General features: G+C 66.7%; 11 protein-coding genes and 1 pseudogene. 6 read left to right on the top strand and 6 right to left on the bottom strand.

Annotated features, from left to right (window positions below; all coding sequences use genetic code 11):
- Positions 1-62: 62 nt before the first annotated feature.
- From LG3211_RS12205 to LG3211_RS12195, 3 genes are read left to right on the top strand one after another with little or no spacing between them, the layout of a single operon-like run.
- Positions 63-1,409 carry a UDP-glucose dehydrogenase family protein gene (locus LG3211_RS12205; protein ID WP_057943089.1) on the top strand — a complete coding sequence of 449 codons (1,347 nt, stop codon included), beginning with the start codon at positions 63-65 and terminating at the stop codon, positions 1,407-1,409.
- Between the two features lie 44 nt (positions 1,410-1,453).
- Positions 1,454-1,687, top strand: a complete 234-nt coding sequence (locus LG3211_RS12200) for a SlyX family protein (protein ID WP_235114618.1) — start codon at positions 1,454-1,456, stop codon at positions 1,685-1,687.
- Between the two features lie 15 nt (positions 1,688-1,702).
- Positions 1,703-2,479 carry a DUF2058 domain-containing protein gene (locus tag LG3211_RS12195; protein ID WP_057943088.1) on the top strand — a complete coding sequence of 259 codons (777 nt, stop codon included), beginning with the start codon at positions 1,703-1,705 and terminating at the stop codon, positions 2,477-2,479.
- A gap of 481 nt (positions 2,480-2,960) precedes the next feature.
- On the opposite strand, the gene LG3211_RS12190 is transcribed toward LG3211_RS12195, so the two are convergent.
- Both LG3211_RS12190 and LG3211_RS12185 read right to left on the bottom strand, forming a co-directional pair.
- Positions 2,961-3,827 (bottom strand): alpha/beta fold hydrolase, encoded by an 867-nt coding sequence (locus LG3211_RS12190; protein WP_057943087.1) that lies wholly within the window; start codon positions 3,825-3,827, stop codon positions 2,961-2,963.
- A gap of 135 nt (positions 3,828-3,962) precedes the next feature.
- On the bottom strand, positions 3,963-4,751 hold the full coding sequence (locus tag LG3211_RS12185; RefSeq protein ID WP_057943086.1) for an SDR family NAD(P)-dependent oxidoreductase: 789 nt from the start codon (positions 4,749-4,751) through the stop codon (positions 3,963-3,965).
- Between the two features lie 107 nt (positions 4,752-4,858).
- Between LG3211_RS12185 and LG3211_RS12180 the strand changes: the two genes are divergently transcribed.
- A complete protein-coding gene (locus LG3211_RS12180; RefSeq protein WP_057943085.1) occupies positions 4,859-5,452 on the top strand; it encodes a TetR/AcrR family transcriptional regulator in 594 nt (197 codons plus the stop codon).
- Between the two features lie 204 nt (positions 5,453-5,656).
- A complete protein-coding gene (locus LG3211_RS12175) occupies positions 5,657-5,854 on the top strand; it encodes a hypothetical protein (RefSeq protein WP_148648880.1) in 198 nt (65 codons plus the stop codon).
- A 162-nt stretch (positions 5,855-6,016) separates the two neighbouring features.
- On the opposite strand, the gene LG3211_RS12170 is transcribed toward LG3211_RS12175, so the two are convergent.
- The 4 genes and pseudogenes from LG3211_RS12170 to LG3211_RS12155 all read right to left on the bottom strand — a co-directional run.
- Positions 6,017-6,739 (bottom strand): hypothetical protein, encoded by a 723-nt coding sequence (locus tag LG3211_RS12170; protein ID WP_057943083.1) that lies wholly within the window; start codon positions 6,737-6,739, stop codon positions 6,017-6,019.
- A 119-nt stretch (positions 6,740-6,858) separates the two neighbouring features.
- On the bottom strand, positions 6,859-9,612 hold the full coding sequence (gene metH, locus LG3211_RS12165) for a methionine synthase (protein ID WP_057943082.1): 2,754 nt from the start codon (positions 9,610-9,612) through the stop codon (positions 6,859-6,861).
- Positions 9,613-9,763: 151 nt separating this feature from the next.
- Positions 9,764-10,891 carry a homocysteine S-methyltransferase family protein gene (locus tag LG3211_RS12160; RefSeq protein ID WP_057943081.1) on the bottom strand — a complete coding sequence of 376 codons (1,128 nt, stop codon included), beginning with the start codon at positions 10,889-10,891 and terminating at the stop codon, positions 9,764-9,766.
- A gap of 43 nt (positions 10,892-10,934) precedes the next feature.
- Positions 10,935-11,864 (bottom strand): annotated as a pseudogene (locus LG3211_RS12155) (ArsR/SmtB family transcription factor); the annotation flags it as partial.
- A 436-nt stretch (positions 11,865-12,300) separates the two neighbouring features.
- Between LG3211_RS12155 and LG3211_RS12150 the strand changes: the two are divergent.
- A complete protein-coding gene (locus tag LG3211_RS12150; protein WP_057943079.1) occupies positions 12,301-13,461 on the top strand; it encodes an acyl-CoA dehydrogenase family protein in 1,161 nt (386 codons plus the stop codon).
- Positions 13,462-14,048 lie beyond the last annotated feature (587 nt).

Here is a 14,048-nt window from a genome sequence, read left to right as displayed (position 1 = left end):
ATCCGGCGTTCGCGGTACGCGCGCCACTCCCGTTTTCGTTTCCACCTGAAAGAGAACAACGAATGCGCGTCACCATCTTCGGCACCGGTTACGTGGGCCTGGTTACCGGCACCTGCCTGGCCGATGTCGGTCACGACGTGGTCTGCGTCGATATCGACCAGGCCAAGGTCGAGGGCCTCAACCGCGGCGTGATCCCGATCTACGAGCCCGGCCTTGAGCCGATGGTCAAGGCCAACCACGCCGCCGGCCGTCTGCACTTCACCACCGACGCCGCCGCCGGCATCGTCCACGGCGACCTGATCTTCATCGCCGTCGGCACGCCGCCCGACGAAGACGGCAGCGCCGATCTGCGCTACGTGCTCGCGGTGGCTTCGACCATCGGCCGGCACATCGAGCGCCCGGTGGTGGTGGTCAACAAGTCCACCGTGCCGGTCGGCACCGCCGACAAGGTCCAGGCGACGATCGCGCGCGAGCTGGAAAACCGCGGCGTGCAGGTCGCCTTCGACGTGGCGTCCAATCCCGAATTCCTCAAGGAAGGCGATGCGGTCAACGACTGCATGCGTCCGGACCGCATCGTGATCGGCGCGTCCAATCAGGTCGCGGTGGAAAAACTCAAGCGCCTGTATGCGCCGTTCAACCGCAATCACGAACGCATCGTGGTGATGGACCTGCGTTCGGCGGAACTGACCAAGTACGCGGCCAACGCCATGCTCGCGACCAAGATCAGTTTCATGAACGAGATCGCCAACATCGCGGAGAAAGTCGGTGCCGACGTGGAGATGGTCCGCCACGGCATCGGTTCGGATCCGCGCATCGGCTGGCACTTCATCTATCCCGGCGCCGGCTACGGCGGCTCGTGCTTTCCCAAGGACGTGCAGGCGCTGTCGCGCACGGCGCAGCAGCACGGCTACAGCGCGCGCCTGCTCGACGCGGTGGAAGAGGTCAACGACAGCCAGAAGGGCCATCTGTTCGAACTGATCCAGCGCCATTACGACGGCGACATCCGCGGCAAGACCTTCGCTGTGTGGGGATTGGCGTTCAAGCCCAACACCGACGACATGCGCGAAGCGCCCAGCCGCAAGCTGCTCGCGCAGCTGTGGGCCGCCGGCGCGCGCGTGCGCGCCTACGACCCGGAAGCCGGCGAGGAAGCGCAGCGCATCTTCGGCGAGCGTGAAGACCTGGTGCTGTGCGATTCGGCGCGCGCCGCGCTGGTCGATGCCGATGCGCTGGTGGTGGTGACCGAGTGGAAGCAATTCCGCAGCCCGGATTTCATCCGCGTCCGCCAGGCGCTGGCCGACGGCGTGATCTTCGACGGACGCAACCTGTACCATCCCGATGAAGTCGAAGCCGCGGACCTGGCCTATTACGGCATCGGTCGCGGCCGCTCGATCCTGATCGACGGCGCCTGAGCCGTCGTTCGGATTTCACCTGTAGCCCCACCGGATTGATTGTTTTGGCCGATACCGAACTCCAGCAGCGTCTGATCGACCTGGAAACGCGCGTGGCGTTCCAGGAGCACGCGCTGAGCGAACTCAGCGACGCGCTCGCCGCCGCGCGCAGCGAAGAGGCGCGCAATTCGTTGCTGCTGTTTCGCGCGCTCGAAGAGATCAAACACATGCGCGCCGCCTTGGCGACGAGCCCGCTGACCGGCGAAACCGCCAGCGAACCACCCCCGCCGCATTACTGATCCGACTATCGAGCAATGAGCGACACTCTCCGCGACCAATTGCTGGGTCTGGGCTTCAAGCCCGCGCCCAAGCCCGAACGTACCGAGCGCAAGCCCGACGACCGCCGAGGCGGCAAGCCCGGCGCCGGCAAACCTCAGCATCGCGCCGACGGCGCCAACCGCGGCGACGCGCGCAAACCCGGCGAGCAACGCTCCGGCCGTCCTGCGTCCGCGCCCGGCGAAGCGCGTCCAAATCCGAATCCGAATCGCCCCGCGCACGCGCGTCCCGGGCAGAAACCCGGCGACACCCCGCGCGGCGGCAAGCCAGGGCAGGTCCGTCCGCCGCGTCCGGGCCAAGGCACGGGACAGGGCAAGCCGCGTTCGCGCGAAGACATCGATCTGGCCAAGGCCTATGCGATCCGCGCTCAGCGCGAGAAAGACGAGCGCATCGCCGCCGAGCAGGCCAAGCAGGAAGAGGCGCGTTTGCGCCGCGAAGCGCGCGCCAAGCTGGCCGAGTTGCTCAAGGATCAGGGACTCAATGTCGCCGATGCCGAGATCGCGCGGCATTTCCCCTACGGCGGCAAGATCAAGCGGGTTTACGTCACGCCTGATCAGCTCAAGCAGCTCAATGCGGGCGAACTGGGCGTGGTACAGCTTGAAGGCCGTTATGTGCTGGTGACCGCGGCGATGCTCGACCAGGCCGAAGCCGTGTTCGCGCCGGCGGTGGCTTTGCGGGTCGATCCGAATGCGACCGCGGAAGAGGATCCTTACGCCGATCCGCAGTATCAGGTGCCGGACGATCTGGTCTGGTAAGCCCTGACCGGCTGTTGCCAGTACCGCTGGTGTTGCCGTTGCCGTTGCCGAGATTTTGCTTCGGCTTCGGCTTCGGCTTCGGTTTCGGCTTCGCTTTTGCTTAGGCTTCGCTCCGGCTTTGCTTTAGCCGTTGCCCGGCGCAGCTAGTAACTCGCGGGACCCGGCGCACGTCCATGTGCGCCGCCCTCCGGGTGTCCCTGGTCTCGCGAGTTACTAGCTGCGCCGGGCAACAGCAACGGCAAAAGTAAAAAGCCAAGGCCGAAGCCGAAGCACCGCAAAGCCGAAGCACAACAAAGCGAAACCGAGGCAAGGCAAAATCTCGGCAACGGCAACGGCAACGGCAACGGCAACGGCAAAATAGATTGCAGATTTCGCCGGAATGACAAGCGTGAAAGATCGCCTCCCATCGGAGCGATGGAATCGGAAATCGGCTTCTGTCGAAATGACGCAACAGCGCAGATCACAAGCCCACGAACCGATCTCAGGCCCTCGCGGCCTTAGCCAGCGAAGCCTCCGCGACTTCCCGATGTTCACTCGGCGCGATCGTATCGATCATCGCCTCGATCGCACGCGCCGTCTCCATCGGGCGCTCCATCGGAAACAGATGACCGCCCTCGATCCAGGCCCAGCGCTCGCCGACCAGACGCCGGGTCGCGGCGGTGCCGGCGTTGCGCAGTTCGCGCGAATGCGTGCCGGCGAGAAAGCCGACCGGAACTCGCAGCTTCGACGACAGCCCGCTGAGCGTCGTGGTCGGCAGGCTGCGATAAATCCGATATTCGATTTCACGCTCGAACGCCAGTTCGCGCGCACCGGCATCGTCGGCGCGGGTGCCGTGTTCGACGTAATCGTTCAATACCCGCGCATCCCAACGCGCGAACGCCGGCTTGGCCAGGAAATGCGCGCGCACCGCGGCGCGGTCGGGCCAGTGCTTGCGCCGCTGCAGGGTAGCGCGCGTCGGCATGACCAGATTGTCCAGGCCGGTGCGGCGGCCGATCAACACCAGATGCGCGCGCCAGCCGGCGATCAGCGGCGAGTCGAGCATGATCACCCCAGCCAGGCGCGAGGCGATCGCTGAATCTGCCAGGCGGTGCGCGGCCAGCAGGCTGAGGTAGCCGCCGAGCGAATGCCCGACCAGCCAGATCCGGCGTGCGTTGCCGGCGGCCGCCTCGACCCGCGCGGCCAGTTCATCGACCAGATGCGGCCAGTTCAAAGTCACCGGATAACGCGGGTCGTGGCCGATCCGCTCCGGTCGAACGACGCGGTAGCGCGCGGCCAGCGCATCGAGCATCACGCTGTAGACCGGCGCGGGAAAACCGTTGGCGTGGGAGAACAGCAGAAGATCAGGCATGCGGGCCGCGTCTGGGGGAGAGAGCGGCGGCCGGGAGCGGCCGCCGACACGATGACGGGCAAGAACATACCATTGCGTACTGTCCGGCGATAGGACGCCGGACAGGGCGGCCGTCGAAAATCCGGACGGCCGGACTCAGGCGGCGGCGCGGTAGCGCGGCGCGGGCTGGGATTGCATGAAATTCGGCAGCATCGCCGTGCGGGCGGCCTCGAAGGCCTCCCACTGGCCGGCGTCGTGCAGGGGCGGGATCGTCACCGGCTCGCGGCGGTCGTAACCGGCCAGGGCGGCATCGACCAGATCATCGACTTCCATCACCGCCGGCAGAGCGTCGATATCCTTGCCCGAGCGCTCCCAGATCTCGGTGCGCGTCGCCGACGGCAGCACCGCCTGCACGTACACGCCCTTGGGGCCGAGTTCGAGCTGCAGGCCCTGGCTGAGGAACAGCACGAAGGCCTTGGTCGCGCCGTACACGGTCATGCCCAGCTCCGGCGCCAGGCCGACCACCGAGCCGACGTTGACGATGGCGCCGCGGCCGGCGGCGGCGAAACGCGGGGCGACCGCGGCGCTCAGCCGGGCGAGGGCGGTGATGTTGAGGCCGATCAGCTGCGCGACCTGATCCGGGGATTGGTCGAGGAAGCCGCCGGTCCCGGCGGCGCCGGCGTTGTTGATCAGCACGCCGATGCGCTCGTCGTTGTGCAACAGGGCTTCGAGCCGGCCCAGGGCGGCCGGGACGTTGAGATCGGTGGGGACGACATCGACGGCGACGCCGTAATCCTGGCGCAGGCGCGCGGCCAGGGCGTTCAGGCGGGTCAGATCGCGGGCAGCCAGGATCAGATCGTGGCCGCGACGGGCGAAGCGGTCGGCATAGACAGCGCCGATGCCGGTGGAGGCGCCGGTGATCAGAACGGAGGGAAGTGCGCTCACGGGGAAAACCTCGGGATGGGGAGGGATTTATTCATGATGGTTATCATGTATGAGTTATCATGATGATCATCATGTAAGATGTCAAGCACCCGGAAGGAGGGCGTTCCATGAAAGTCAGCCGCGAGCAAGTCAGCGAAAACCGCCGCCGGATCCTCGATGCGGCCGGACGCCTGTTCCGCGCCCGCGGCTTCGACGCGGTCACCGTGTCCGAGGTGATGAAGGCCGCCGGCCTGACTCACGGCGCCTTCTATGGCCATTTCCAGTCCAAGGACGACCTGATCGCCCAGACCCTGACCCACGTGCTGACCCACACCCGCACCGGCGACGGTCCGGCCGCGTTCCTCGACGGCTATCTGTCGCCCGACCACTGCGCCGACCTGGCCGGCGGCTGCGCCACCGCCGGGCTGGGCGCGGACACCATCCGCCAGTCGCCGTCGGCGCGCACCGCAATGACCGCCGGCCTGCGCGAGCAGTTGCGGCGCATGACCGCGCACATTCCCGGCGCGGACGAGGACGAGCGCCGCCGTCAGGCGATCGGGCAGTGGTCGGCGATGGTCGGCGCGCTGATCCTGGCCCGCCTCAGCGACGATCCGGCGCTGTCGCAGGAAGTGCTCGGCCAGACCCGGGCGTGGATCGCCGGGACGCAGGCGGCCGGAGCGGCGTCGTCGGACGAAGCGGCGGATTCGACCGCCGCGGGTTGAACCGCAAGCTCCCCGACCTCATCGCCGCGCACGCGGCGTCGCTGGTTGCGAAGGCGAGGGCATCGCACACAAAAATACAGTCGCCATCGCCATGGCTGAGATCGCTCATGGCTACTATCCAGGCTCGCAAGGATTCGCGACGCCGGAACGATCGCGGCCTGCCGTGTCTTCATGGATATCCACCCAGAGAGGGAACTCATGCGCATGCTTCCGCTCGCGGGCCTGGCACTGTCGGACCTGTTCTTCAGCCACTCCGCGCTTGCCGCCTGCGACACCGTGCTGGCGCCGAACCTGCGCTATATCGAGGCGCCGGGCTCGTACTGCCTCAACGCCGATCGCGCCCGCCAGATCATCATCTCCGCCGACAACGTCGAACAGCCGGCGCCGCCGCAAGGCCCGTAAGCGGTTCGGGCCCGGTCTCGGGTCGTCTGCGATCCGCCGGCGGTGTCACCGCCGGCGGAGTTTTTGTCTGCGGATCGGCGATGTCGGATCGAAGCCGGTGCGGCAACACATGCTTCGGCCGGACGCGGTCCGCTCGGGGGGCGCCAGCCGTTCAACCGCCACTCAATCGAGCGCGGAATCGATCCACTGCAGCGAGCGATGGCCCAGTTCGCGCACGGTCGACACGCCCAGGTCGCGGATGATGCGATGGGTGCTGTGCGGCAGCGGCGATTCGTCGATGTCGTGCGGGGCGATGTTCTTGCCGGGCACGCCGGGCAGAAACTCGATGCCGCCGGCGGCGTAGCAGTGCTGCACCAGCGCCGAGCAATACAGCGCGCCTTCCTTGGCCAGCAGATTGCTGCGCTTGCGCAGGCGGCGGCTGTGCATGGCCATCAAGGTGCCGACCAGCTCGCTGATCGAATAGCTGGACAGCCCCGACAGCAGGTCGAGGCCGGCGATCTGGATCTTGCGCAGCTGTTCGTCGTTCAGGTCGAAATCGAGGATCGCGATGTTCGGGAACGCCTGCGCGTCGTAATAGCGCTCGACGCGGTTTTCCTGCACGCCCAGGCGGATCTGCTTGTAGCGCATGTCCAGGTCGGACTCGATCACCCACCAGTGGCCGTCGATGCGCCGCTCGCTGAACAAGAATGCGTGCGACCACAGGCTGCGATGGCCGTCCACGGTCAGCGGCGACTGCGCCTTGCGGATCAGCTTGTTGATGAAATCGCGGCCGCCGCACAGGCCGATGCGGCCAGGGCCGGCGTGCTTCTCGATGAAGGCGGCGTTGCCGCGCGGGTCCGAGGATGCTTCGTCGGCGATGTCTTCGGGCAGGAGAATGTCGCTCATCCGTGCAACTCTCGTATCGGTCCTGTGGATCGGCAATCGCGCCAGGCCGACGCGCGCGGAAAGCGGCCGGCGAGGGCTGGGGATCGAGCCGCGCGGGCCGGGCGGCCCGCGTCGGCGCGTCAATCCGGATCGTAATCCAGATTCGAGGCCAGCCAGCGTTCGGCCTGGATCACGCTGACGCCCTTGCGGCGGGCGTAGTCCTCAACCTGTTCCTTGTTGACCCGGCCGACCACGAAGTACTGGCTGCCCGGATGGCTGAAGTAATAGCCCGAGACCGCCGCCGCCGGGTACATGGCGAAGCTTTCGGTCAGCTCCAGGCTGGTGTGGCGGGTGGCATCCAGCATCTGGAACAGCGTGGCCTTCTCGCTGTGCTCCGGGCAGGCCGGGTAGCCCGGGGCCGGGCGGATGCCGCGGTAGCCTTCGTCGATCAGCGCTTCGTTGTCCAGGGTCTCGTCGCTGCCGTAGCCCCAGAACTCCTTGCGCACGCGCTGGTGCAGGCGCTCGGCCAGGGCCTCGGCGAGGCGGTCGGCCAAAGCCTTGACCATGATCGAGTTGTAGTCGTCGTGATCGGCTTCGAAGCGCGCCACGTGCGGCTCGATGCCGATGCCGGCGGTGACGGCGAAGCCGCCGATCCAGTCCTGGAGGCCGGACTCCTTCGGCGCGATGAAATCGGCGAGGCAGAAGTCGGGGCGGTCGGCCGGCTTGTCGGCTTGCTGGCGCAGGAAGTGCAAGGTTCGGGAATGGGGAGTCGAGAATCGGGAATCGGAAGAAGCCTCGGCGGCCTGAGCCGATTGCCGATTCTCAATTCCCGATTCCCAGACCACGACATCGTCGCCGACCGAATTCGCCGGCCACAGCCCGAACACCGCCTTGGCCCGGATCCACTTTTCCTCGACCAGCTGCTTGAGCATCTTGCGCGCGTCGCGGTACAGCTCGGTGGCCTGCTTGCCGACGATCTCGTCGCTCAGGATCGCCGGATAGCGCCCGGCCAGTTCCCAGGTGTTGAAGAACGGCGTCCAGTCGATGTACTCCACCAATTCGGCCAGCGGATAGTCGTCGAACACGTGCAGGCCCGGATGCTTCGGCGCCGGCGGAACGTAATCGTCCCAGCCGCCGTCGAAACGCTGGCCGCGCGCTTTGTCCAGCGACACCAGGCGCTTGCCGTCGCCGCGGTTCTTGTGGCGCTCGCGGATTTCCGCGTAGTCCGAAGCGTTGGCGGCGACGAAGGGCTCGCGCAGCTCGATGGAGATCAGCGACTGCGCCACGCCGACCGCGCGCGAGGCGTCCTTGACCCAGACCGTCGGCGATTTGTAGTGCGGGTCGATCTTCAGCGCGGTGTGTGCGCGCGAAGTGGTCGCGCCGCCGATCAGCAGCGGCATGGTGAAGCCCTGGCGCTGCATTTCGCGGGCGACGTGGCTCATTTCCTCCAGCGACGGCGTGATCAGGCCGGACAGGCCGATCAGGTCGGCCTTCTCCTCGCGGGCGCGATCCAGAATGGTCTGCGCCGGCACCATCACGCCCAGGTCGACCACGTCGAAGTTGTTGCAGGCCAGGACCACGCCGACGATGTTCTTGCCGATATCGTGCACGTCGCCCTTGACGGTCGCCATGATGATCTTGCCGTTGGACTTGCCGACATCGCCGGTGCGCAGCTTCTCGGCTTCGATGTACGGCAGCAGGTAGGCCACGGCCTTCTTCATCACCCGCGCCGACTTGACCACCTGCGGCAGGAACATCTTGCCGGCGCCGAACAGGTCGCCGACCACGTTCATGCCCGACATCAGCGGGCCTTCGATCACGTCCAGCGGGCGCGTGGATTCGGCGCGCGCCGCTTCAGTGTCTTCCTCGATCCACTGGTCGATGCCATGGACCAGCGCATGGCTGAGGCGGTCGCGCACCGGCTTGTCGCGCCAGCGCAGGTCTTCGACCTTCTTCTCGCCTTTCTTGCCCTTGAAGCGGTCGGCGATTTCCAGCAAACGCTCGGTGCCGTCCGCGCGGCGGTTGAGCACCACGTCCTCGACGCGTTCGCGCAGGTCCGGGTCCAGATCGTCGTACAGCGGCAGGCCGCCGGCGTTGACGATGCCCATGTCCATGCCGGCCTTGATCGCGTGGTACAGGAACACCACGTGGATCGCCTGGCGCACGATCTCGTTGCCGCGGAACGAGAACGAGACGTTGGATACGCCGCCGGAGATATGGCTGTACGGAAAACGCCGCTTGAGCTCGCGCGTGGCCTCGATGAAATCGACCGCGTAGTTGTTGTGTTCCTCGATGCCGGTGGCGATGGCGAACACGTTAGGGTCGAAGATGATGTCTTCCGGCGGAAAGCCGATTTCTTCCGTCAGCAGCTTGTACGCGCGCGAACAGATATCGACCTTGCGATCGATGGTGTCGGCCTGGCCGACCTCGTCGAAGGCCATCACCACCACCGCCGCGCCGTAGCGCCGCACCAGCCGCGCCTGGCGCAGGAACTCGGCTTCGCCTTCCTTCATCGAGATCGAGTTGACGATGCCCTTGCCCTGCAGGCATTTCAGGCCGGCCTCGATCACCGTCCACTTGGAGCTGTCGACCATCACCGGAATGCGGGCGATGTCGGGCTCGGCCGCGATCAGGTTGAGGTAGGTGACCATGGCCAGCTCGGAATCGAGCATGCCCTCGTCCATGTTGACGTCGAGCACCTGCGCGCCGTTGTCGACCTGTTGGCGCGCCACGACGATGGCTTCGTCGTAGCGGCTTTCCATGATCAGTTTCTTGAACTGCGCGCTGCCGGTGACGTTGGTGCGCTCGCCGACGTTGACGAAGTTGCTTTCCGGCGTGATCTGCAGCGGTTCGAGACCGCTCAGGCGGGTTTGGCGGGGAAGGGTTGCGGTCATTGCTCGGTATGTGTCTTAGTCTTGTGCTCTTGCTCGTCATTCCCGCGAACGCGGGAATCCAGGGCCTTTCGTGCGAGAACGTTCGAAGTCCGTGGATTCCCGCCTTCGCGGGAATGACGGTTGGAAAGTGGCGCGGTCGCGGAAAGAAAACTCACGCCGCCGCATCGACCAACTGCAACGGCCGCCGCGGCTCCACGCCCTCGACCACCGCGGCGATCGCGGCAATGTGCGCCGGGGTGGTGCCGCAGCAACCGCCGACCAGATTCAGCAGCCCGGCGCGGGCGAACTCGCCCAGCACCGCGGCCATGTCTTCCGGGGTCTCGTCGTAGCCGCCGAAGGCGTTGGGCAGGCCGGCGTTGGGATGGGTGCTGATGTTGGCGTCGGCGATCTGCGCCAGCACGTCGATGTGCACGCGCAGGTCCTTGGCGCCGAGCGCGCAGTTCAGGCCGATCGCCACCGGCTGGTTGTGCCGCACCGAGTACCAGAACGCCTCCGCCGTCTGCCCCGACAGGGTGCGGCCGGAGGCGTCGGTGATGGTGCCGGAGATCATCACCGGCAGCCGCGCGCCGCGCGCGTCGAAGGCTTCCTCGATCGCGAACAGCGCGGCCTTGGCGTTGAGCGTGTCGAAGATGGTCTCGACCATGATCACGTCGGCGCCGCCGTCGATCAGCCCGTCGGTGGCTTCGCGGTAGGCGATGCGCAGTTCGTCGAAGGTGATCGCGCGGTAGCCGGGGCGGTTGACGTCCGGGCTCAGCGATGCGGTGCGGCTGGTCGGGCCGAGCACGCCGATCACGTAGCGCGGCTTGTGCTTGCCGGCGGCGGCGTCGCGCGCCTCGGCTTCGTCGCAGGCCTTGCGCGCCAGCCGCGCGCCTTCCAGGTTCAACTCGCGCGCCAGATGCTCCAGGCCGTAGTCGCTCAGCGAGATCGTGGTCGAGTTGAAAGTGTTGGTCTCGATCAGGTCGGCGCCGGCGGCCAGATACTGGGCGTGGATGTCGCCGATGATGTCCGGCCGGGTCAGGGTCAGCAGGTCGTTGTTGCCGCGCTGGTCGCGCTCGCAGCCGCAGCCTTCGCCGTGGGCGTGCTCGCCGCCGTGCTCGTCGCGCGGCGCGTACAGGCGGTCGTAGCCTTGCGCGAAGCGTTCGCCGCGATAGTCGGCCTCGGCCAGTTCATGCTGCTGGATCATCGTGCCCATCGCCCCGTCCATGATCAGGATGCGCTGGGCCAGTCCGGTTTCCAGCGCCTGGGCGCGTTCGGGGTTGATCCACGGAAGTCGATTCATCGGTCGGTCCTCACTTCTTGCCGGGCTTGCGCACCGGCTCGCCGCCGGGCTTGCGCGCCATCAGCGCGATCACTTCGAAATGCGGCGGGCGGCGCTCGCGGGTCACGGTCTGGCAGCTGACGATGTCGAAGCCGGCCTTGGTGGCGAACTTCTGCAGGTCTTTCTCGGCGAAGCCGAGGTTGACGTGGCCGAAGGCCTCGACCGCGCCCCGGTGTTCGTGCCTGGCCAGGCTGGTGACCAGCACGCGTCCGCCCGGGCGCAGCACGCGTCCGGCTTCGGCCACGGCCTGGGCCGGATGTTCGGCGTAGGTCAGCGCGTGCATCAGCACGACCAGGTCGAAGGTTTCATCGTCGAACGGCAGCGCGTGCATGTCGCCTTCGCGCACTTCCACGTTCTTGAGCTTGCGCAGGCGCTCGGAGGCGGCGGCCACGACCTTGGTGCTGGCGTCCAGGCAGATGTAGCGGTGCGAATGCGGCGCCAGCAGCTCGGCCAGCACGCCGTCGCCGGAGGCGATGTCGAGCACGTCGCCGGGTTGCAGCAACGGCAGCGCCGAACGCGCCAGTGCTTCCCAGGTGCGGCCGGGCGAGTAGTGGCGTTCCATGTCGCCGGCGACCGAGTCGGCCCAGTTCTGGTCCGAGGCGCGCATCGCCAGCACCGCGGTCACGCGTTCGCCGTCCTGGCGCAGCAGCGGATCGTCGCTGCCGGTGCTCAGCGTCTGCCACAGGGCGCACTGGGCGTGGTCGAGCGCGCCTTCGTCGAAGCGGTAGTACGCCGACACGCCGGCGCGGCGGTCGCGCACCAGTCCGGCTTCCTTGAGCTTGGACAGGTGGGTGGACACCCGCGGCTGGGCCAGACGGGTGATCGCCGACAGCTCGGCCACGGTCAGTTCCTCGCGCTCGAGCAGGGCCAGCAGACGCACGCGGGTGGCGTCGGCGAACACTTTCAGACGGGACGACCAGCCTTCGAGATCCATGAGAGATACGCAACTTAGTTGAAGGAGACGAGACCAGGAGCAGGGACTGGGAACTTGAACCTCGACGAATCGGCAAGACCCAGGCTTCAGCGGCTCTCCGGCTTGCGAACGCTGCCTTTCATCAACGTATCGCGATATAGCGATAAGTGTGGTGGCGAAGGGCTCTCAGGTCAAGTCGTGCGGCGGCGCAGCAAGTCAGAACGCGGACTGAAAGCGGGCGGGCGTAACGCCAGATCGGGGCAGTTGGATGGGTGGGGTTATTGCGCGCGCGCGGCTACAATTCGCATTCGCGGCTCGACGAACGGGCCGCGGCCCCTGAAACGGGCCGAGGTGCAACGGGCAGGAGGTACCGCGTCGGCGCCGTGGCGGCGACAGCGCGGCGCCGCAGGCTCGCCAGCGCTCACCGCCTGCAATCACCACATGAAGAGGTGTCGACGTGGATTTTGGCTTTACCGAAGAGCAGTTGATGATCCAGGACGTGGCGCGCCGTATCGCCCAGGAAAAGATTGCTCCCAGCGCCGAGCACCACGATCACACCGGCGAGTTCCCCCTGGAGAACATCCGCACCCTCGGCGAGAACGGGCTGATGGGCATCGAAGTGCCGGCCGAGTACGGCGGCGCGGGCATGGACCCGATCTCCTACGTGCTGGCGATGGTCGAAATTGCCGCCGGCGACGCCGCCCATTCGACCATCATGTCGGTCAACAATTCGCTGTTCTGCAACGGCATTCTCAAGTTCGGCACCGAGGCGCAGAAGCAGTTGTACGTGCGCGCCATCGCCGAGGGCCGCGAAATCGGCGCCTTCGCCCTGACCGAGCCGCAGTCGGGCTCCGACGCCACGGCCATGCGCTGCAAGGCGGTCAAGCAGGCCGACGGCAGCTTCGTCATCAACGGCAAGAAGAGCTGGATCACCTCCGGCCCGGTGGCGAAGTACATCGTATTGTTCGCGATGACCGACCCGGACAAGGGCGCGCGCGGCATCACCGCCTTCATGATCGACACCGCCAAGCCCGGTTTCCACCGCGGCAAGACCGAGCCCAAGCTCGGCATCCGCGCTTCGGCCACGTGCGAAATCGAGTTCGAGGACTATGTCGCCTCCGCCGACGACGTGCTGGGCGAGGAAGGCCACGGCTTCAAGATCGCCATGGGCGTGCTCGACGCCGGCCGCATCGGCATCGCCTCGCAGGCCATCGGCATCGCCCGCGCCGCCTACGAGGCCACCCTGACCTACGTGCGCGAGCGCAAGGCCTTCGGCCAGCCGATCGGCGCGTTCCAGATGACCCAGGCCAAGATCGCCGACATGAAGTGCAAGCTCGATGCGGCGCTGCTGCTGACCTTGCGCGCGGCCTGGCAGAAGGGCCAGACCGAGAAGCACGGCGGCCGTTTCAGCAACGAGGCCGCCATCGCCAAGCTCACCGCCTCGGAGGCGGCGATGTGGATCGCCCATCAGGCCGTGCAGATTCACGGCGGCATGGGCTATTCCAAGGAAATGCCGCTGGAGCGGTACTTCCGCGACGCCAAGATCACGGAAATCTACGAAGGCACCAGCGAGATCCAGCGCCTGGTCATCGCCCGCAACGAAACCGGTCTGCGCTGAACACGCCGACTGAGCCGAGTCGATCAGCCTCTCGATGAAACGCTCCGCTTCATCCTGGCCCGGCCATCGCCGCGACAACGGCGGGCCGGGCTCGCGGGTTTGGGAGCGCTTCCAGGCCGCTGCCGCGACGGCGTTTTCCTTATCCCTATTTCACTCGCACACGGCGCGCCGGATTCAAGCCCGGCGCGCCGGTTTGGTTTTGTCCGCTACCACCGATTCTCAAATCACTTCACGAGCTGGTCAGATCCTGGCGCGGTAGTTCGGCTTTCTTCGTCGATCCGAGTCAGCGCCCGACGCGGTGGTTCGGTTTTCGACATCCGATTCTCAAGCAGACATCCAGCCTTAGCCTCGTCTTTTTGCCTCATTCCATCCGGACCTCAACGTTCCCATGAGCAATAAACCCAAAGCTTCCAAGTCCGAACCCGCCAAACGCGCCGCCGCCAAACCGGCCGCGAAGCCGGCGTCGGCCAAGCAGGCCCCGGTCAAGAAAACGGCGGCACCGGCCGGCAAACCGGCTGCGCCGAAGAAAGCCGCCGCGCCCGGCCGCAGCCAGTCGGCGCCGCCGGTCGATGCGCAGGCGGTGAATC

The organism is Lysobacter gummosus (genome assembly GCF_001442805.1).
Classification (GTDB): Bacteria; Pseudomonadota; Gammaproteobacteria; order Xanthomonadales; family Xanthomonadaceae; genus Lysobacter; species Lysobacter gummosus.
This window is presented reverse-complemented; position numbering and strand designations above follow the sequence as displayed.

Excerpts from the sequence above, each read along its gene's own strand:
- LG3211_RS12205 (WP_057943089.1), top strand. The coding sequence starts at position 63 with ATGCGCGTCACCATCTTCGGCACCGGTTACGTGGGCCTGGTTACCGGC.
- metH (WP_057943082.1), bottom strand. The coding sequence starts at position 9,612 with ATGACCGCAACCCTTCCCCGCCAAACCCGCCTGAGCGGTCTCGAACCG.
- LG3211_RS12195 (WP_057943088.1), top strand. The coding sequence starts at position 1,703 with ATGAGCGACACTCTCCGCGACCAATTGCTGGGTCTGGGCTTCAAGCCC.
- LG3211_RS12160 (WP_057943081.1), bottom strand. The coding sequence starts at position 10,891 with ATGAATCGACTTCCGTGGATCAACCCCGAACGCGCCCAGGCGCTGGAA.
- LG3211_RS12170 (WP_057943083.1), bottom strand. The coding sequence starts at position 6,739 with ATGAGCGACATTCTCCTGCCCGAAGACATCGCCGACGAAGCATCCTCG.
- LG3211_RS12190 (WP_057943087.1), bottom strand. The coding sequence starts at position 3,827 with ATGCCTGATCTTCTGCTGTTCTCCCACGCCAACGGTTTTCCCGCGCCG.
- LG3211_RS12180 (WP_057943085.1), top strand. The coding sequence starts at position 4,859 with ATGAAAGTCAGCCGCGAGCAAGTCAGCGAAAACCGCCGCCGGATCCTC.
- LG3211_RS12175 (WP_148648880.1), top strand. The coding sequence starts at position 5,657 with ATGCTTCCGCTCGCGGGCCTGGCACTGTCGGACCTGTTCTTCAGCCAC.